15 protein-coding genes are annotated in these 18,840 nt (G+C 64.1%); 9 read left to right on the top strand and 6 right to left on the bottom strand.

Going from position 1 to position 18,840, the window contains the following annotated elements; translation table 11 throughout:
• Positions 1 to 26: 26 nt before the first annotated feature.
• Positions 27 to 1,682: a glycoside hydrolase family 43 protein gene (locus AC4FIJ_RS00475; protein WP_490334760.1), complete on the top strand. Its 1,656-nt coding sequence runs from the start codon at positions 27 to 29 to the stop codon at positions 1,680 to 1,682.
• On the opposite strand, the gene AC4FIJ_RS00470 is transcribed toward AC4FIJ_RS00475, so the two are convergent.
• Both AC4FIJ_RS00470 and AC4FIJ_RS00465 read right to left on the bottom strand, forming a co-directional pair.
• Positions 1,679 to 2,707, bottom strand: a complete 1,029-nt coding sequence (locus tag AC4FIJ_RS00470; protein ID WP_490334759.1) for a glycoside hydrolase family 5 protein — start codon at positions 2,705 to 2,707, stop codon at positions 1,679 to 1,681. The genes AC4FIJ_RS00475 and AC4FIJ_RS00470 overlap by 4 nt on opposite strands.
• Positions 2,708 to 2,751: 44 nt before the next feature.
• Positions 2,752 to 5,265, bottom strand: a complete 2,514-nt coding sequence (locus AC4FIJ_RS00465; protein WP_490334758.1) for a glycoside hydrolase family 3 protein — start codon at positions 5,263 to 5,265, stop codon at positions 2,752 to 2,754.
• Between the two features lie 235 nt (positions 5,266 to 5,500).
• Here AC4FIJ_RS00465 and AC4FIJ_RS00460 point away from each other — a divergent pair, with 235 nt between their 5' ends.
• The 4 genes from AC4FIJ_RS00460 (at position 5,501) to AC4FIJ_RS00445 (ending at position 10,617) form a co-directional block, all read left to right on the top strand.
• Positions 5,501 to 6,802 carry an MFS transporter gene (locus AC4FIJ_RS00460; protein ID WP_490334757.1) on the top strand — a complete coding sequence of 434 codons (1,302 nt, stop codon included), beginning with the start codon at positions 5,501 to 5,503 and terminating at the stop codon, positions 6,800 to 6,802.
• A gap of 136 nt (positions 6,803 to 6,938) precedes the next feature.
• Positions 6,939 to 7,439: a 2Fe-2S iron-sulfur cluster-binding protein gene (locus tag AC4FIJ_RS00455; RefSeq protein ID WP_490334756.1), complete on the top strand. Its 501-nt coding sequence runs from the start codon at positions 6,939 to 6,941 to the stop codon at positions 7,437 to 7,439.
• The gene (locus AC4FIJ_RS00450) at positions 7,436 to 8,422 is read left to right on the top strand and encodes an FAD binding domain-containing protein (RefSeq protein ID WP_490334755.1); all 987 of its coding nucleotides are present in this window, start codon (positions 7,436 to 7,438) and stop codon (positions 8,420 to 8,422) included. The genes AC4FIJ_RS00455 and AC4FIJ_RS00450 overlap by 4 nt, the downstream gene beginning before the upstream one ends.
• A complete protein-coding gene (locus AC4FIJ_RS00445; protein WP_490334754.1) occupies positions 8,419 to 10,617 on the top strand; it encodes a xanthine dehydrogenase family protein molybdopterin-binding subunit in 2,199 nt (732 codons plus the stop codon). The genes AC4FIJ_RS00450 and AC4FIJ_RS00445 overlap by 4 nt, the downstream gene beginning before the upstream one ends.
• 57 nt (positions 10,618 to 10,674) lie before the next feature.
• On the opposite strand, the gene AC4FIJ_RS00440 is transcribed toward AC4FIJ_RS00445, so the two are convergent.
• Together AC4FIJ_RS00440 and pyrC are read right to left on the bottom strand one after the other, a co-directional pair.
• Complete coding sequence (locus tag AC4FIJ_RS00440) at positions 10,675 to 12,090, bottom strand: alpha,alpha-trehalose-phosphate synthase (UDP-forming) (protein ID WP_490334753.1); 1,416 nt, start codon at positions 12,088 to 12,090, stop codon at positions 10,675 to 10,677.
• A gap of 109 nt (positions 12,091 to 12,199) precedes the next feature.
• On the bottom strand, positions 12,200 to 13,237 hold the full coding sequence (gene pyrC, locus AC4FIJ_RS00435) for a dihydroorotase (protein ID WP_490334752.1): 1,038 nt from the start codon (positions 13,235 to 13,237) through the stop codon (positions 12,200 to 12,202).
• A gap of 130 nt (positions 13,238 to 13,367) precedes the next feature.
• On the opposite strand from pyrC, the gene ku reads away from it, so the two are divergent.
• The 3 genes from ku to ligD are packed head-to-tail and all read left to right on the top strand — an operon-like array spanning position 13,368 to position 17,218.
• Positions 13,368 to 14,219, top strand: a complete 852-nt coding sequence (gene ku, locus AC4FIJ_RS00430) for a non-homologous end joining protein Ku (protein ID WP_490334751.1) — start codon at positions 13,368 to 13,370, stop codon at positions 14,217 to 14,219.
• 4 nt (positions 14,220 to 14,223) lie between these two features.
• Positions 14,224 to 14,709 carry an MgtC/SapB family protein gene (locus tag AC4FIJ_RS00425; RefSeq protein ID WP_490334750.1) on the top strand — a complete coding sequence of 162 codons (486 nt, stop codon included), beginning with the start codon at positions 14,224 to 14,226 and terminating at the stop codon, positions 14,707 to 14,709.
• Positions 14,702 to 17,218 (top strand): DNA ligase D, encoded by a 2,517-nt coding sequence (gene ligD, locus AC4FIJ_RS00420; protein WP_490334749.1) that lies wholly within the window; start codon positions 14,702 to 14,704, stop codon positions 17,216 to 17,218. The genes AC4FIJ_RS00425 and ligD overlap by 8 nt, the downstream gene beginning before the upstream one ends.
• A 22-nt stretch (positions 17,219 to 17,240) precedes the next feature.
• Here the strand turns inward: ligD and AC4FIJ_RS00415 are convergent, their stop codons facing one another.
• Entirely contained in the window at positions 17,241 to 18,092 is an 852-nt protein-coding gene (locus AC4FIJ_RS00415; RefSeq protein WP_490334748.1) for an SDR family oxidoreductase, read from the bottom strand.
• Here AC4FIJ_RS00415 and AC4FIJ_RS00410 point away from each other — a divergent pair.
• Positions 18,091 to 18,231: a hypothetical protein gene (locus AC4FIJ_RS00410; RefSeq protein ID WP_490334747.1), complete on the top strand. Its 141-nt coding sequence runs from the start codon at positions 18,091 to 18,093 to the stop codon at positions 18,229 to 18,231. The genes AC4FIJ_RS00415 and AC4FIJ_RS00410 overlap by 2 nt on opposite strands.
• On the opposite strand, the gene AC4FIJ_RS00405 is transcribed toward AC4FIJ_RS00410, so the two are convergent.
• Complete coding sequence (locus AC4FIJ_RS00405) at positions 18,228 to 18,836, bottom strand: exopolysaccharide biosynthesis protein (protein WP_490334746.1); 609 nt, start codon at positions 18,834 to 18,836, stop codon at positions 18,228 to 18,230. The two genes, AC4FIJ_RS00410 and AC4FIJ_RS00405, sit on opposite strands and share 4 nt — an antisense overlap.
• Between the last annotated feature and the right edge of the window lie 4 nt (positions 18,837 to 18,840).

Here is an 18,840-nt window from a genome sequence, read left to right as displayed (position 1 = left end):
AGTATAAAGACATAAAGGGGAGAGCAATGGCAAAACGCCGGTTTGGCAAATATCTTATGGGCATCGGCATCGCGGCAGGCACACTGTCGGTTGCGGCCCATGCTGATCCCGTCGCGCGGTTCGATTTCGTGGAATATCGCGCGACCGGGGAAGAAACAGCCCTTTCCGAAAACGAGTATGCCAATCCGGTGGTGCCGGGCTTTCATCCCGACCCCTCGATCGTGCGCGTCGGCGACGACTTCTATCTCGTGAATTCGACGTTCAGCTGGTATCCCGGCCTGCCAATTCTCCACAGCACCGACCTCGTGAACTGGCGCCTGATCGGCAATGCCATCGACAGGCCCGGCATGGTGGATTTCTCGGGACTCGGCACGAACCGCGGGCTGTTCGCGCCGGCGATCACGCATCACGACGGCCGTTTCTGGATCGTGAATACCTGTATCGAATGCCGCGGCAATTTCGTCATCACGGCTGAGCGTCCCGAGGGGCCGTGGAGCGATCCGGTCTGGCTGGATTTCGGCGGCATCGATCCCTCGCTCTACTTCGCGGAAAACGGCGAGGCGTGGATCGTCTATAACGATGCCCCCAAGGGCCCGCCCCGTTACGAAGGGCACCGCGCCTTGTGGATGAAGCGGTTCGATCCGGTGTCGATGCAGGTGCAGGGCGAACCCATCCTGCTGGTCGATGGCGGCGTCGATCCCGCCGAGCAGCCCGTCTGGGCCGAAGGGCCGCATATCTACAAGGTCGGCGACTGGTATTACCTGCTGGCAGCCGAAGGCGGCACGGCGGAAGACCATTCGCAGACAGTGTATCGGTCGAAAACCGTGACGGGTCCCTACGAGCCGGGCCCGGTCAATCCGATCCTCACCCAGCGTGACTTGCCGGCGGACCGTCCGGATCGGGTCGAGGCGACCGGCCATGCCGACCTTGTCGAACTGGACGACGGCAGCTGGTGGGGCGTGTTCCTCGCGACCCGGCCCTTTGCCGGACAATCGACCCTGCTGGGACGTGAGACATTCCTGCTTCCGGTCGAATGGCGCGACGGCTGGCCACTGTTCCTCGACCAGGGGGCATCGGTTCCTCTTGTCGGACAAAAACCCGGCCTTGTCGCCTCTGAAAACGACCCATGGGACCGGTGGCGCGACGATTTCGATGGTCCTCTCTCCGCCGACTGGATCGGTATACGAACCCCGCAGGCGGTGCAGCGCATGATGGTCGGCGACGGCGAACTGACGTTGATCGGCGGGGCCGATGCGGCCGGATCGCTGGGCAAGCCTGCCTTCGTGGGGCGCCGGCTGCGGCATCACGACGCCGAGGTCATCACCCAGCTCTCGTTCGATCCCGCGGGCGAGGGGGATTTCGCGGGGCTGCTGGCGTTTATGGACGAAAGCCATTTCGTGGCCTTTGGCCGCGAGGGCGACAGGCTGACGGTCCGGATGCGCCAATCGGCGGATCAGGGTGACCGCGGAGAGGTCGTGGGCAGCAGGCCGATCACGCAGGACGGCGACATCCAGCTTCGGATCCGCCTGAATGGCGGCTCTGCCGACTTCGCGTGGCGCCCTGAGGGATCCGGCGACTGGCAAGCGGTTGCCGAGCAAGTGAATGTCGAACCGCTCGCCTCGGTGCATGCGGGGCTTTTCACCGGTGTGGTGATCGGCCCCTATGCGGTGTCGGGCTCCTAGCTTTCGTCGAGGCCGATGGCTGCCCGCAGGCCGGGCAGCCATTGCTCGCTTTCGCGGTCCCAGAACGGGAAGGTGTTGGCATAGGCCCAGGTGCACATGCCGATGCCGGTCGGTGCGAACGCATCGTGGACCGCGCGGTGATAGGCGGCCCGTTCCTCGGTCGAGATATGCGCGTCATAGGCACCGGTTTCGCCCATGAAGGGCACCTTGCCGGTCCGCTCGATGAACGCTTCCACCTTGGCGACGTCGTCCCTCAGCCGCTGCCTGTCTTCCTCGGTGCCGTATTTGCGGCCCACCGGCGGAACATCGGGTGCCGTCCACTGCGCGCCTTGGTGGGTGAAGTCGAACGGGTCGTAATAGTGAAAGGTCGGATAGATGTTCGCATCGTCCGGCATCGGCAGGGTCGCAAGCGAATCCACCCCGCTCCAGTCTTCGCCGCCGATGATGACGGGCCGCGTCGGATTGCTGGCGCGCACCGCCTCCAGTGCGGGGGTCAGCGTCGCGATCAGGTTCGTATGATCGAACTTGTCATGGGGTTCGTTTTCCAGTTCGAACCACAGCCGGTCCTGCGGCGCATCGGCGAAACGCTCCGCGATCTGCTTCCACACCGCGCCGTGCCACTGCGCCGTGCCCGCCGGATCCGCGTAGATCGGATCGAAGTGATGGCTGTTCAGAATGACGTTCAGATCGTTTGCCAGCGCCCAGTCGACCACCTGCTCGACGCGCGCCATCCATGCCGGATCCACGGTGTAGGGCGCCTCTTCCATGCTCTTGTTGTGCCAGCGCACAGGTATGCGGACGGTGTCGAAACCGGCCGCCTTGATACGGGCGAAATCGGCATTTTCGATCTTGCCGCCGCCCCACGCGCCTTCCTGCTCGGGCTCCAGCATATTGCCCATGTTGATGCAGGTGCCCACGGGCAGCGAAGCGACCTCCTTCGCAGGAGGCTGGTCCTCCGCCTCTGCAGCGCAGGCCGCAAGAGCCAGGGCCGCCGCGGTGGCGGCCAGTATCGAGATTTTTCGCATTGTCATCCTCCCCAGTTTTTTCTCACGCGATTAGCAGCCGCCGTTCAAGAACAGGGCAGATCGACCTCCGCATCGGTGCCCAGCCTGACCTCGCCGATCGCGTAATCGGCGCTGCCCTGCGTCTCGATAATGAAGGGCAGGGTGAGCGCGGTCATGTCCGCCCCCTGCGACCGCAGGCATTTCAGCGGAATGCCGTAACGCGTCCAGCCATCGGTCGCGGCCATCGCAAAGCCGGTGCTCGCCCGCGCTGTATCGCTCCCCATGGCGATGCGCGCCGCGTCGGGCGCGTCCCACACTTTCATGGTGAAGAGCAGCTTGATGTCGCCATTGGTCTCGCGGTCGAGGTCGAGCGCTTCGAAATTGCGCAGCTGGACCGATGCATCGCCGTCCGAAATGGTGAAACGCCGTCCGCCTTCCTGCACCAGATAATCGGTCGCGGTCACGCGGACCCGGCCGCGCAGCGCTTCGGCGGGGACGGTGGTCACGCGCGTCTGCGCGCCGCCGTCGCTTCCCTCGACCAGCAGCGACCAGCCCGAAGCGGGGCGTCCTGCGGTGAACCACAACCGGCCATCGCTCGCCTCCTGCGCGGCCACTTCGGGCAGCGGCGTCCATGCGGGCGCAGCCGCGCCATAGGTCAGGCCGTAACCGAACGGGAAGAGGACGCCGTCCTCCATCGCAGGCGTGCGCGGCCATGCGGCGGGCAGCTTGCCGTTGATCGGAAAGCGCGGATTGCCCGCGCTATCGCCGACCAGCACGTCGGCAATGCCGCCGCCTTCGCTGCCGGGCAGCCATGCCACGACGAACGCATCGGCGGTATTGAGCGCCGGGTTCACATAAAGCGGCCTGCCGGTCAGCATCACCGCCACGACCGGAATGCCCTGCTCCTGCAACTTGCGCATCGTGGCATAGGGCCCCGTCAGCTCGCCATCGAGCGCCAACGTCGCGCGGTCGCCCTGGAATTCGGCATAGGGCTTCTCGCCGAACACGACGATGGCGGCATCGGGCTTGCTGTCAAAGCTGCCGTCGGGCGACAGCTGCGCGCTGCCCCCTGCGGATTCGACCGCCTGCTTGAGGCCCGACCAGATAGAGGTGGCACCCGGAAAGTGGCTGTTGTCGATGCCGGTGCCCTGCCACGACAGCGTCCAGCCGCCGGACTGGCGCGCGATATCGTCCGCACCATCGCCGGCCACCAGCAAGCGGCCGCCGGGCTTCAGCGGAAGCACGCCCTCGTTCTTCAGCATGACGAGGGATTCGCGCACGGCCTGACGCGCCACCGCGCGATGTTCGGCCGCGCCCAGCAAGTCGTAGTCGCCCGCCAGCGGCCGGTCCGAAGGCTTGCCCGCGTCGAACAGGCCCAGCCGTCCCTTGACCCTAAGAATGCGCGCGACGGCTTCGTCGATGCGGGCAATGGGTATTTCGCCCGATTGCGCGCGCGCCAGCAGATCCTCGTACAGCGGTTTCCACGTGTCGGGCGCCATGTACATGTCGATGCCGGCTTCCAGCGCGCGGGGACAGCTTTCGTTGGTGCAGCCCTCCACCTGACCATGCGCATTCCAGTCCGAAACGACGAAGCCGCCGAAATCCATCCTGTCCTTCAGCACGCCGGTGACCAAGCTCTTGTTGCCGGTCATCTTGCGGCCCTGCCATGATGAGAAGCTGACCATCACGGTCGCGACGCCTTCGCCGATGGCGGGGCCATAGGGCAGGCCGTGAATGTCGCGCAGCGCGGTCTCGTCGATGGAGGAATTGCCCTGGTCGACACCATTGTCGGTGCCGCCGTCGGCAAGGAAATGCTTGGTCGATGCGATGACGTGGGGGCCGGCCAGAATATCGTCATTGCCTGGCGGGCCCTGCAGGCCGCGCACCATGGCACCGACATAGGATGCGACCAGCTCGGGGTCGGAGGAATAGCCTTCGTATGCGCGGCCCCAGCGGAAATCCTGCGGCACCGCGACGGTGGGCGCAAAGGTCCATTCCTGCCCGGTGACGCGGATTTCCTTCGCGGTCACCTCGCCAATCTTCTCGACCAGATCGGGATCGCGCATCGCGCCAAGGCCGATATTGTGCGGAAAGATGGTCGCGCCGATGATGTTCGAATGTCCATGCACCGCATCGGTGCCCCAGACGAGCGGAATGCCGACGCCGCCGTCCGACGTGTCGACCGACGCGAGATAGAAATCGTCCGCCGCCTTCAGCCATTCGGGGGCAGGGGCAAGATCGTTGCCGCCGGGCCCGCTGTTGCCGCCGACGAGGATCGATCCCAGATTATAGTTCTTCACATCCTCGGGCGTGACGCAGCAAAGATCCGCCTGCAGGATCTGGCCGATCTTTTCCTTCAGCGTCATGCGGGCGAGCAGGTCCGCAATGCGGCGCTCATCCTCGGGGTTCTGGGCGACGGGATAGTCATAGGCGGGCCAGATCGCGGGATTGGCGGTTGCCGGTCCGTCACCCGGATTCGCGGCGGCAGAGGCCTGCGTATCCGTTGCCACCGGCACAGTGGCGCAACCCGCCAGCAAGGCCGCCGTCATGGCGACCGACATCGTTCCGAACTTGATCATCAACCCCTCCCGTGCCGACCCATCGGCGTATTCTTCTTGCTGGGAGCGCTATCATTGCGTGGCTTTCCCTCGCTGTCCATGCCAATTTTGAACGGGGAGGGGAGACTGCCGGATTTTTCCCGAGGATGATCGGGATATCGTTCGTCGACCGAATATCGGGCGATGCGCCGACGGCTTGCCCGACCCGGATACGCGCCATATGGTAGCGCTATCAGATAAAAAGGGGAGATGGGGTTTGGCATCGCTGCTCCAGTTGGCAAGGCCCGCGGGCCGTTACAGATGGGGCATCTGCGCGCTCCTGTTCGCGGTCATCACCGTCAACTATATCGACCGCCAGATCATCGGCGTGCTTAAGCCGGTCATCGAAGAGGACATGGGCTGGTCGGAAATCGACTATGGCAACATCGTCACGGCCTTTCAGGCAAGCTATGGCATCGGGCTGCTGGTCGTCGGGCGCTGGCTGGACAAGGTCGGCACGCGCAAGGGCATGGCCATCGCCATCACGGTCTGGAGCCTTGCGGCCTGTTTCCATGCCGCGGCCCGCAGCGTGCTGCAATTCATCTTCGCGCGTGTGGTGCTGGGCCTTGCCGAAAGCGCGGCCTATCCCGGCGCGGTGAAATCCATCGCGGAATGGTTTCCCAAGCGCGAGCGGGCGCTGGGTGTCGGTCTGCTCAATGCCGGCGCGAATGTCGGCGTGCTGCTGACGCCGATCATCGCCATCGCAATTGCCGGCCTGTTCGGATGGCGCGCGGCATTCGTCGCGACGGGCCTTGTCGGTCTTGTGGTGCTGTGGCTGTGGCTCCGCCTGTTCCAGTCGCCGCAGCAACATCCCGCGGTCACGCCGCAAGAGCGCGCCTGGATCGATCAGGACGGAGAGGATGAGACGGGCGAGCCCCTCGGCTGGAAGGCAGCGATCCGGCAGCGGCAGGCATGGTTCTTCATGTGCGCCAAGTTCTTCACCGATCCGGTCTGGTTCCTTTTCCTGTTCTGGCTGCCCGACCTGCTGTCGAAGACGCAGGGGATGGAGCTGTTTCCCAAGGGCGACAGTGGCATACTGGCCACCATCGGGCCTGCGCTGATCGGCGTCTACCTGCTGGCCGACATCGGTTCGATCGCGGGCGGCTGGTTTTCGTCGCGCCTCATCTCGCATGGATGGAGCATCAACCGGGCGCGCAAGACGACGCTTGCCTGCGCCGCAGCGCTGGCGTTGCCGCTGGTGACGGTCGCCAATGCCTCAAGCCCGCTGGTCGCGGTGCTGCTGATCGGCCTTGGCACGGCAGCGCATCAGGCGTTCAGTTCGAATATCTACACGATGGTCGCCGACCTCTATCCCCGTCGGGCGGTGGCGACCGTGACGGGCATGGGCGGCGCGGCAGGCGCCATCGGCGGGATTCTGATGTCTCAGGCGACCGGCTGGACGCTGGAACTGACCGGTTCCTACGTGCCGATCGTGCTCTATGCAGGCTGTGCCTATGCGGCGGCCCTGTTGGCGATCCATCTGCTCGTTCCGCGCATGGAGCCTGTTGCGCTGCCTTAGTCGGGGCGCAATCGGCACATAGTGTTCCTGCTCTACTGGTCGCCCGTGAGGACCGGTTCGTCCTTTCGTCCCAAGGTGAAGGCGAAGTTTCGGAAACACCGCCCCGCTCAGGCATTGGGGCGGCAAGGAGACGATCTTGCCCATCACCGTGAACGACCGAACCCATGACCTGCCGGACGATCCGCGGGTCAGCCTGCTCGATTTCCTGCGCGGACATCTTGGACTGACCGGAACGAAGAAAGGCTGCGACCACGGCCAGTGCGGCGCATGCACCGTTCTTGTGAACGGGATGCGGATCAACAGCTGCCTGTCGCTGGCCGCGCTGCACGATGGCGATGCGGTCACCACGATCGAGGGCATCGGCACGCCGGAAGACCCTTCCGCCCTGCAGCAAGCCTTTGTCGAGCATGACGGTTTCCAGTGCGGCTATTGCACGCCCGGCCAGATCTGCTCGGCCACCGCGATGATGGACGAGATCGCAAACGGCTGGCCCAGCGATGCCAGCGCCGAACTGACCGGTGAGATCAAGCCCACGCCCGAGGAAATCCGCGAGCGGATGAGCGGCAATCTCTGCCGATGCGGTGCCTATTCGAATATCGTGCAGGCCATACTCGCCACGCAGGAGGCGCAGTCGTGAAGCCTTTCGATCTCCAGCGGGCGGACAGCCTCACCCATGCCTCGCAGCTTTGCAGCGAGCGCAATGCGAAACCCATCGGCGGCGGGACGAATCTCGTCGATCTCCTCAAGCTAGAGGTCGAGAGACCCGACCGCTTGGTGGACATCAATCGCCTGCCCATAGCGGGTATCGAAAGGATGGACGACGGCGGTCTTCGCATAGGCGCGCTGGCCAGCAACACCGCCGTCGCCGTGGATGACGACGTGCGCAGCCAATGGCCGGTCCTGTCGCGCGCCATTCTGGCCGGGGCGACGCAGCAATTGCGCAACCGCGCCACCACGGGCGGCAATCTGTGCCAGCGCACGCGCTGCTATTATTTCACCAATATCGACCAGCCATGCAACAAGCGCGCGCCCGGTTCGGGTTGCGGCGCGATCGACGGCGTCGCGCGGCTGCATGCGGTGCTGGGCACCAGCGATCAGTGCATCGCCACCTATCCAGGCGACATGGCGGTGGCGCTCTCGGCGCTGGACGCGCAGGTCGAGATTGCCTCTGCAAATGACCGCCACAGGACCGTCCCTGTCCGCGAATTTCACCGTCTGCCCGGCGATACGCCGTGGAAGGACAACGTGCTCGAACAGGGCGAGGTCATCACCGCGGTTACGCTGCCGAAACCGGTTTCGGGCCGGCAGATCTATCGCAAGGTACGGGAGCGATCGTCCTATGCCTTCGCGCTCGTATCGGTCGCCGCCATCATCGACATGGCGGATGGCCTGATAACGCGGGCGGACCTTGCCTTTGGCGGCCTTGCGCACAAGCCATGGCACGATCCGCGCATAGCCGAGGCGCTCATCGGCAAGTCGCCCCACGAAGCCTTGTTCGACAAGGCCGCCGACATCCTACTCGAAGACGCGCAGGGATATGGCGAGAACGATTTCAAGATACCGCTGGCGCTCCGCACGTTGAAGGCGGTGCTTGCCGAAGCGACAGGGGTTCAATTGTGACAGTGCACTTCAAACAGGACGAACCGGATACGCGCAACCTGCTGGACCAGGGGTCGCAAGGCGTCATCGGAACCGCCATGTCGCGGCCCGAGGGGCTGGCCAAGGTAACCGGCACCGCGCCCTATTCGGCCGAGTATCGGTTCGACGATTGTCTTGTGGGCGTGCTCGTGACCGCTCCGTTCACCAAGGGCCGCATCACCGGCATCGACAAAGAAACCGCGCTGGCCATGGACGGCGTCGTCGCGGTGATCGACGACAGCCGCATGACCGCGCGCCCTGCACAGGGCGGAGCGGGGGAGGCGCCCCAGCAATCCCCGCGCCAGATCTGCTATTACGGTCAGCCGTTCGCGCTGGTCGTCGCCACCAGCTTTGAAAAGGCGCGCCACGCGGCCAAGCATCTGCCGTTCAGCTATGAAGCCGACGATGTCTCCGACATTCCTCTCGATCCGGAAACCGCGGAAACCGAAGCGGGCGATGGCGGCATGCAGGCGGGCGATCTGGCGCATGCGATGGCCACTGCGGAGCACGCTGTCGACGTGTCCTATACCACGATGGGCCATGCCAGCGCCGCGATGGAGCCGCATGCGGCGATTGCGCAGTGGGATGGCGGCAGGCTGACGGTGCATGCCTCGCTGCAGATGCCGAACTACAATATCTCGGAATTGGCCGACGCGCTCGATCTGACAGAGGACAAGGTCCGCATCGTGTCCCGCTATGTCGGCGGTGGATTCGGTTCGAAGCTGGGGCTGAGCGAAGAGACCACAGCCGCCGCGCTGGCCGCGATGGAACTGGGTAAGCCGGTCAAGGTGGTGATGAGCCGCCAGCAGGTCTTCCAGTCGATCATGCGGCGTTCGGAATCGAGCCAGCGAGTCCGGCTCGCCGTCGATGCGGAAGGGCGTCTGACAGGCTTTGGCCACGAAGCGCGTGTCTCGAACCTGCCGGGCGAGGAATTTGCCGAACCCGTCCTGCAATCCAGCGCCTTTCTTTATGCGGGCGAGAACCGCCTGCTTGCGCTCGACGTGGCCCGGATCCACCAGATGACCGCCGGTTCGGTCCGTGCACCGGGCGAGGCCATCGGCATGCCTGTGCTCGAGGCGGCGATGGACTGTCTTGCGGAAGAGGCCGGTATCGACCCCGTCGAACTGCGCCTGCGCAATATCCCCGAGAAAGACCCCGGCAAGGGGCTTCCCTTCACGACCCATGAGCTGGCGGATTGCCTGAAGAAGGGCGCCGAGGCATTCGGCTGGGACAGCGGACCGCGCAAGCCGCGCCAGAACCGCGATGGCGAGTGGTGGATCGGAACCGGCATGGCCAGCGCCGCGCGCGTCCACAATGTGGCAGAGGCCAAGGCCCGCGTCACGCTGAACGCCGACGGCACGGCCCGCGTCCAGAGCGACATGACCGACATCGGAACCGGCACCTATGCGATCCTGACGCAGATCGCCGCCGAAATGCTGGGTCTGGACCCCGCGAATGTCATGGTGGAGCTGGGCGATACCGATTTTCCGCGCGGACCGGGTTCCGGCGGCAGCTGGGGTGCGGTTTCGATCGGCTCCGCCGTCGTGATCGCCTGCGACGCCATTCGCCAGTCGCTTGCCAAGAAAGCCGGCATCGACGCCGACGACCTCAAGCTGAAGGACGGAAAGTTGCAGGGCAGCCAGCCGCGCAGCCTGTCAGAGTTGCTGGATGGCGGCAACATGTCGGAAGAAGGGCATTACGAGCCCGGCGATATTTCGGACGATTACACCTCATCCAGCTTTGGCGCGTTTTTCGCGCAGGTGCGGGTCAACCGGCATACCGGGGAAACGCGTGTAGACCGCATGCTGGGCGCATTCGGTTTCGGCAGGGTGCTGAACGAGAAGACCGCGCGCTCGCAATGTTTGGGCGGCATGGTCTGGTGCATCGGCAGCGCCTTGACCGAGGCGCTCCATTTCGATCCGGTCGACGGTCACCTCGTCAATTGCGATCTGGCCGAATATCACGTGCCCGTGCACCGCGACGTTCCCGATCTGGAAGTCATGCTGGTCGAATCGCGCGACCCCGCCGCAAGCGCGGTTCAGGGCAAGGGCGTCGGGGAACTCGGCATGTGCGGCGGGGCGGGTGCGATCGCGAATGCGGTCTATAACGCCTGCGGTGCACGCCTGTTCGAATTTCCGATGACGCCGGACAAAGTGCTGGCGGCCATGCCGGACTGATCGGGCCGGACTAATGGCGCCGGACAAAAGGTAGAACTCAGGCTGAGACGCCGCGCCTCAGAACGCGAACACGTTCCCCGACGGCGGCGTGTTCACATCGCCCAGATTTCGCAGATCGGTCATGAACTGCTCTTTCCACGCCGACAGGCTGGAGCGCGAGATCGTCTCGTCCAGCGCTTTCCAGCGTTCGATCCGCTCGGCGCGCGGCATGTCGAGCGCCTGCGCGATGGCATCGGCGCATTGTTCCTTGTCGTGAGGATTGATCAGCAGCGCTTCGGTCATCTGCTCTGCCGCCCCGGCAAAGCGTGAGAGCAGCAGTACACCCGGATCGTCCGGGTCCTGCGCGGCGACGAATTCCTTGGCCACAAGGTTCATCCCGTCGCGCAGCGGCGTCACCAGGCAGGCATGCGCCGCGCGGTAGATACCGGCCAGCGCATCGCGCCCGTATGACTGGGTGTGATAGCTGAGCGGCGTCCAGTCGAGCCGCCCGAACCGCCCGTTGATGCGGCCAGCCTCGGCAATCAGATCCTCGCCCAGATCCTGATATTCGGCGACAAGATCGCGGCTGGGCTGTCCGATCTGCAGCAGCGTGGCCGTCCCCCGCCGGTCGGGAAATTCTTCAAGAAAACGGTTATAGGCGGCGAACTTGTGCAGCAGCCCCTTTGAATAATCGATCCGGTCCACGCCCAGCAGGATTTTGCGCCCCGCATTCACCTTGCGAATCCGGCGATAGCTGGAGGACGCTTCCTCGGTCTGGCTGAGATCGACCATTTCCGACGGGTTGATGCTGATCGGATAGCTCTTGGCCAGCAGGCGGCGGCCGAACATGTCGATCAGCCCTTCCTCGTTCGGATGGGCGTTCAGCTCGGTATGGAAATAGTCGCGAAACGCCGCGAGATCCTTGTCGGTCTGAAAGCCGACGAGGTCATAGCCGAACAGCGACCAGACAAGGTCGGCATGCTGCGGCAGGGTGACGAAAAGCTCGCGCGCGGGCCAGGGGATATGCAGGAAGAACCCGATGCGGTTGTCCACGCCCAGCGCGCGCAATTCGCGGCCCAGCGGGATCAGGTGATAATCCTGCACCCAGATGACATCGTCGGGCTTTACGAACGAGCGGATAGCCCGCGCAAAGGTACGATTGACGTCGAGATAGGAATCGCGAAACGACTGTTCGTAGGCTGTCAGGTCGGTGCGGTGATGGAACAGCGGCCACAAGGTGCGATTGGCATAACCGTTGTAATATTCCTCGACATGCTGGCGCGACAGGTCGATCCGGGCGAGGGTGACATTGTCGCGGGTCGAGAATTCCGGCTCGCCGTCGCCATTGTCGGTGGCATTGCCGCTCCAGCCCAGCCAGACGCCGCCTTCCTCTTTCAGCGCGCCCGCCATCGCCATGGCAAGCCCGCCCGAACTGGCGGAGCCGGTCGAGTGAATGTCCGCGACGCGATTTGAAACGACGATCAGTCTTGGCATTTCGCTACCTCCCACCTTGCAACGGGTCGGCGGCGAGATGGTTTCGAGATTTATGCCGGGATTTTCGCGGAATTCCGCGGATTTCGTCCGTTTTGCGCTGCCGTGCCGGTCAGCCCGCGATGCTCCAGCGCAATTGCTCGCCCGCGTGGAACGGCACGACGCGCGTTTCGCCTTCACCCAGCGTCTCCGGAACCGCGACCGCGCGCTTTTCCAGCGTCACGGTCCCCTGATTCACCGGCAGGCCGTAGAACGCAGGCCCGTTGAGCGATGCGAACGCCTCCAGCCTGTCCAGCGCGTCTTCCTCTTCGAACACCTGCGCATAGCTTTCCATCGCAAAAGGCGCGTTGAAGATACCCGCACATCCGCAGACGCTTTCCTTGCGGCCGATTTCATGCGGGGCGCTGTCGGTGCCCAGGAAGAACTTGGGCGATCTCGACACGCCCGCCTTGCGCACCGCCAGCCGGTGCTGCTCGCGCTTGGCGATGGGCAGGCAATAGTTGTGCGGGCGTATGCCGCCGACAAGGATGTGGTTGCGATTGATGATCATGTGCTGCGGCGTGATCGTCGCGGCGACCTGCGGGCCGCTGGCCTCGACGAAATCCACCGCGTCTGACGTGGTGATATGCTCCAGCACGATTTTAAGCGCGGGATAGTCTCGCACCAGCGGCGTTAGCGTGCGTTCGATGAACACCGCCTCGCGATCGAAGATGTCGACATCGCTGTCGGTGACCTCGCCGTGGATCAGCAGCGGCATGCCGATGCGCTGCAAGGTTTCCAGAACCGGGGTGAGCCCCCGGATATCGGTCACGCCATGCGCGGAATTGGTCGTCGCATTGGCGGGGTACAGCTTGCACGCGGTGAACACGCCCTCTTCGAACCCGCGCGCGATCTCCGCCGGATCGGCATCGTCGGTCAGATAGCAGGTCATCAGCGGCGTGAAGTCCAGTTCCGACGGCACCGCGTCAAGAATGCGCGCGCGATAGGCCTCTGCCGCCGTGACCGTCGTTACCGGGGGCGTCAGGTTCGGCATGATGATCGCGCGGCCGAACTGCCTGGCGGTATGCACGGCGACCGCCTTCAGCATCGCGCCATCGCGGAGGTGTACGTGCCAGTCGTCGGGGCGGCGGATCGTAAGCTGCGTCGTCATGCCAGTGCCCTTAACCAACTGGCCCGCGCCCGTCGATGGCCGATTGCGCGCATCCCCCGGGCCTGCTGCGGCACGCCTGAGGAACCCTTGGGCGCACCCGGCGATTTACCATGTGAAAGGGGATCAAGCGATGGCGGCAAGGGCATATTGGCAGGGGCAGATCCGGCTCGCATTGGTGAGCATTCCGGTGGAAATCTACACGGCGACCAAGACCGGCGCGAAGATCAGCTTCAACCAGATACACGAACCCAGCGGCAAGCGCATCAGCTATGAAAAGGTGGTGCCCGGCATCGGCCCCATCGACCGGGACGAGATCGTCAAGGGATACGAGGTGTCGAAGGGCAATTACGTCCTGCTTGACGACGAGGAGATCGAGGCGGTCAAGATCGAGAGCAAGCGCACGCTGGAGCTGGTCCAGTTCGTCGATGCGCACGAGATCGATCCGCTCTATTTCGAAAAGCCCTATTACGTCGCCCCCGCCGACGATCTGGCCGAGGAAGCCTTCGTCGTCCTGCGTGACGCCTTGCGGCAGGCAGGCAAGGTCGGGCTGGGCCAGCTGTCGATGCGCGGACAGGAAAAGCTGGTCGCGATCAAGCCCTGCGGCAAGGGCTTGCTGATGGAAACGCTGCGCTATGCGGACGAGGTGCGCAACGGCCAGTCGTTCTTTGCCGATATCGAGGCGGACGAGCCTGACAAGGAACTGCTCGACCTTGCGACCAGCCTGATCGAGAAGAAGACCGCGCCCTTCGACGCCTCTGAGTTCGAGAACCGCTATGTCGAGGCGCTGCGCAAGCTGATCGACAAGAAGGCGAAAGCCAAGGGCGGCGCCAAGATCATCGAGGATGTCGAGGAACCCGCGGGCAAGAGCGGGTCCAATGTGATCGACCTGATGGCCGCGCTGAAGAAATCGGTCGACGACGAGGCACCCAAGAAATCCGCGTCCAAGGGCAAGTCGACCGGCGGGCGCAAGAAGTCGGCCTGACGCCATGGAACTCAACGACGCGATACCGCTGCAATGGCCCGGCCTCGACCTGGTGCTGCGTATCGGGGCCGCATCGGTGCTGGGCCTGCTGCTGGGGCTGGACCGCGAATGGCGCGGGCATGCCGCCGGGATGCGCACCCACGGGCTGATCTGCGTCTCGGCCGCCGCGACGGTCGTATCGGTCATGGGCATATATCATCAGCTCGACAGCCCGCGCATGGACCCGCTGCGCCTGTTCGAGGCGGCGGCGGCGTTCATCGGTATCATCGGCGCGGGCCTGATCGTGTTCAGCCGCGGTCGGCTCCACAATCTGACGACGGCGGCGCATCTGTGGCTGACCACGGTGGTCGGCATCGCCTGCGGGGCGGGGCAATGGCCGCTGGTCGCGTTTCTGACCGTGATAAGCCTTGCGATGGTGACCCTGCTGAGAGTCGTCGAAAGCCATTTTGGGCGCGAAGACCGCAGGCTGGAGAAAGACGCCGATGGCTAAACGCACCGATCCTCTGGCCGAATACAACGCCAAGCGCGATTTCGAGAAAACGCCCGAACCCAAGGGCGAGGCGGCGAAATCCGGCGACAAGGCCAAATTCGTCGTCCAGAAACACGACGCGACCCGGCTGCACTGGGACCTGCGGCTGGAGATCGACGGCGTGTACAAGAGCTGGGCGGTGACCAAGGGGCCGTCGCCCGATCCCGACATCAAGCGGCTGGCGGTGCGCACCGAGGATCACCCGATGTCCTATGGCACGTTCGAGGGCACCATCCCCAAGGGCGAATATGGCGGCGGCACGGTCATGCTGTGGGACCGCGGCACATGGGCACCGATCGAAGGCAAGAGTGCCAGGGACATCGACAAGGGCCATCTTCACTTCACGCTGGATGGAGAGCGGATGAAGGGCGAATGGCTGTTGATAAGGCTGAAGAAAAAGCCGGGAGAAAAGCGGGAAAACTGGCTGCTGCGCAAGATCGATGACGAATATGTCGAGGATGGCGATGCGCTGGTGAATCGCGAACTGACCAGCGTCCTGACAGGCCGCCCGATGGCCGAGATCGCGGCGGACAAGGACGGCAAATTCGAACTGGAGGGCAAGAGCGGCAAGGCCTTCAAGGCGCAGATGGAAAAAGCGTCCGAGCATAATGCCAAGAAGTCAAAATCCGCACCCAAGTCCACGGCGAAACTGCCCGGATTTCGCAAACCGCAACTGGCGACTCTGGTCGACGACGTGCCGGCGGGCAATGGCTGGATGCACGAGATCAAGTTCGACGGCTATCGCGCGATGATCGCCGCCAAGGGAGACGAAGTGCACGTCTATACCCGCAGCGGCAAGGACTGGACCGACAAGTTCGTGCCGCTGGTCCGCGCCATCGCGGACATGGACCTGCCGCCCTGCCTGATCGACGGCGAGATCGTTGCGACCGACGCGAAGGGCAATCCGGATTTTTCCACCCTGCAACAGGTTCTGAAACGCGGGCACGGCGAACAGGGCGAAGGCGACGCGCTGCAATTCCATGCCTTCGACCTGCTTGAGCTGAACGGTCAGGATCTTGCCCCGCTCACCAATATCGAACGCAAGGAGCGGCTGGAGGCGCTGCTTGCCGATGCGAAGGCACCGGTGCACGTGGCCGACCACGTCATCGGGGCAGGGGAGAAGCTGTACCGCGCGATGTGCGATGCCGGGCAGGAAGGGATCATTTCCAAGAAGATCGACGCGAAATACCGCCATTCCCGCAGCAAGGGCTGGGTGAAAGTCAAATGCACGCGGCGGCAGGAATTCGTCGTGATCGGCTGGAAGAAAAGTTCTGCCAAGGGGCGGCCCTTCGCCTCGCTGCTGCTGGCGCAGCACGAAGGGGACAAGCTGGTCTACAAGGGCAATGTCGGCACCGGCTTTTCCGCCGATGATCTGGACATGCTCGCGTCGAAGATGAAGCGGCTGGAGCGCAAGACGCCGCCCGCCGAAGTGGACCGCGCATCCTCGCGCGGCGTAACCTGGCTCACCCCGAACCTCGTCGCCGAGATCGCCTTTGCCGAATTCACCGCCGACGGGAACGTGCGCCACGGCAGCTTTCTGGGCCTGCGATCGGACAAGGACGCACAGGATGTCTCGCCCGAAAAACCCGCCGGTGCGCCTTCACCCGAAGCAGTGGTCGAAATTTCGAGCAGGGACCGCGTCGTCTTCCCAGACTCCGGCCAGACCAAGGGCGAGCTTGCGGATTACTACGCCAAGGTCGCGGGCATCATGCTGCCCTTCGCGGCGCAGCGTCCGATCAGCCTTGTCCGGTGCCCGCAGGGCCGCGCCAAGAAATGCTTTTTCCAGAAGCACGATTCCGGCGGTTTCGGCGACGGGGTCCGCCGCGTCCCCATTGCCGAAAAAGACGGCGGCACCGAGGATTACCTCTATGTCGAGGATGCGCGCGGCATCCTGCAATGCGTCCAGATGGGCACGATCGAGTTTCACGGCTGGGGCAGCCGCAGCACCGATGTCGAGGCTCCCGACCGCATGATCTTCGACCTAGATCCCGACGAGGGGCTGGATTTCGGAGACGTGAAATCGGCCGCGAGCGACATCAGGGCGCGATTGGCCGATATCGGGCTGGTAAGCTTTGCGATGGTATCGGGAGGGAAGGGCATCCATGTCATCGTCCCGCTGAATACGGGTCATGACTGGGCGGCGCACAAGGATTTTTCGCGCCGCTTTGCCGAGGCGCTGAGCACGGCGGAACCCGACCGCTTTACCGCGACGATGAGCAAGGCGAAGCGAAAGGGGCGCATCTTTATCGACTGGCTGCGCAATCAGCGCGGCAGTACTGCGGTGCTGCCTTTTTCGGCACGGGCCCGCGCGAACGCGCCGGTGGCGGCGCCGATCGGCTGGGACGAACTGGACGATCTTGGAAACGCGCATCCATGGTCTATCGACGATGCGGATACGCTGGTGGAACGATCGACCGGCAAGGCGCTGGCGGGATGGGGTTTCGCCGACCAGGCCCTGCCGAATATTTAAGCGGGATGTTTGATCGCCTAGGTCAGCCGTTGACGATGATTCCGCCATTGGGATGCAGGACCTGCCCGCTCATATAGCTTGAATCCTCGCAGGCCAGGAACAGGAAGGCCGGCGCCACCTCGTTCGGCTCGCCCGGTCGTCCCATCGGTGTGCTTTCGCCGAAATGCTCCAGCTTTTCCTTGTCCGCGCCGCCGCAGGGGTTGAGCGGGGTCCAGATCGGCCCGGGCGCCACCGCGTTGACGCGAATGCCATCGGAGACAAGGTTTTCGCTCAGCGAGCGGGTAAAGGCCGTGATCGCGCCCTTGGTTGAGCTGTAGTCGAGCAGCGACGAGCTGCCCTTGTACATGGTGACGCTGGTGCAATTGACGATGGCCGACCCTTCTTTCAGATGCGGCCGCACCGCCTGGATCAGAAAGAACATGCCGAAGATATTCGTCTGGAACGTGCGGCGCAGCTGTTCCTCGGTAATGTCGGTGATGTCGTCGTCGGGATGCTGCTCTCCGGCATTGTTCACCAATATGTCGATCCGGCCAAAGCGGTCGATGACGTCCTTCACAATGCGCTCGCACATCTTGGTCGATCCGATATCGGCCTTGATGCAGATCGCTTCGCTGCCTTCGTCCTCGACGATGGAGCGGGTCTTTTCGGCGTCGTCATCCTCAAGCAGATAGACGATGGCGACCTTCGCTCCCTCGCGCGCATAGAGCGCCGCGACCGCGCGGCCGATGCCGCTGTCGGCGCCGGTCACGATGGCGACCTTTCCATCCAGCCGGCCCGAACCGGGATAGCGCGGCTGCCACTGCGGCTTGCGATCCAGAGCGGATTCGTGGCCCGGCAGATTGTCCTCGTGAATCATTTCAACGGTGTCGTTCATGATGAATCTCCTTCATGACACCAATGAAGCGGCGCGGATCGAGTTCGGCGCAAACAGGCCTTGGCCGGTTCGGGCGTTCATCACGCCGGTCGAGACGTTCAATGCGGCATCGGCCAGCCCCGCATTGGCCAGCGCCTAACCGCCGCCGCCTGCAAGCGCGATCCCGGTGCCCAGCGCGGCCACGGTCAGGACGCCCGCAATCAGCATCAGCAGCCCGTCGCGTACGATCAGTGCCAGACCGAACGCCGCTATGGCCGCCATCGGCGCGGTGCTGGCGAACGGTATGAATTCCAGCGGCGGCACCGTCATGGCGAGGGCGATCACGCAGGCGGCGGCGATGCGCGGGAAGGGGCCGCTGGCGAACCGCTTCATCCGGCCATGGAACCAGCGATCCATCCATTCGGCGATTGGGCGCAGGCGGTCCACCGCCTTCAGCACCTTCTCGCTCTTGGCCGACCGGTTGCGGACAAAGCCCGGCAGCCACAGATGATCGCGGCCAAACAGCAATTGCGCGGCGGTGATGGCTATCACCAGCGCGAGGAATGTCGGCACGCCCGGAACCGCGCCCAAAGGCGAAATCTCGATCAGCGCGGGCAGCATGATGAACGGGCCGAAACTGCGCGCGCCCATGGCCTCGACCACGTCGCCGATAGGAACCTGTTCTTCGTCATTCGCCACGTCGCGCAGGCGGTCCAGTATGTCGGAAGCGCTGTGAATGTCGCCATTTTGTGCTGCTGTTGCCAAGGCT

The organism is Croceicoccus sp. (genome assembly GCF_983967925.1).
Note: the sequence above shows the minus strand (reverse complement) of the source record. Positions and strands in the feature narration are given on the sequence as shown.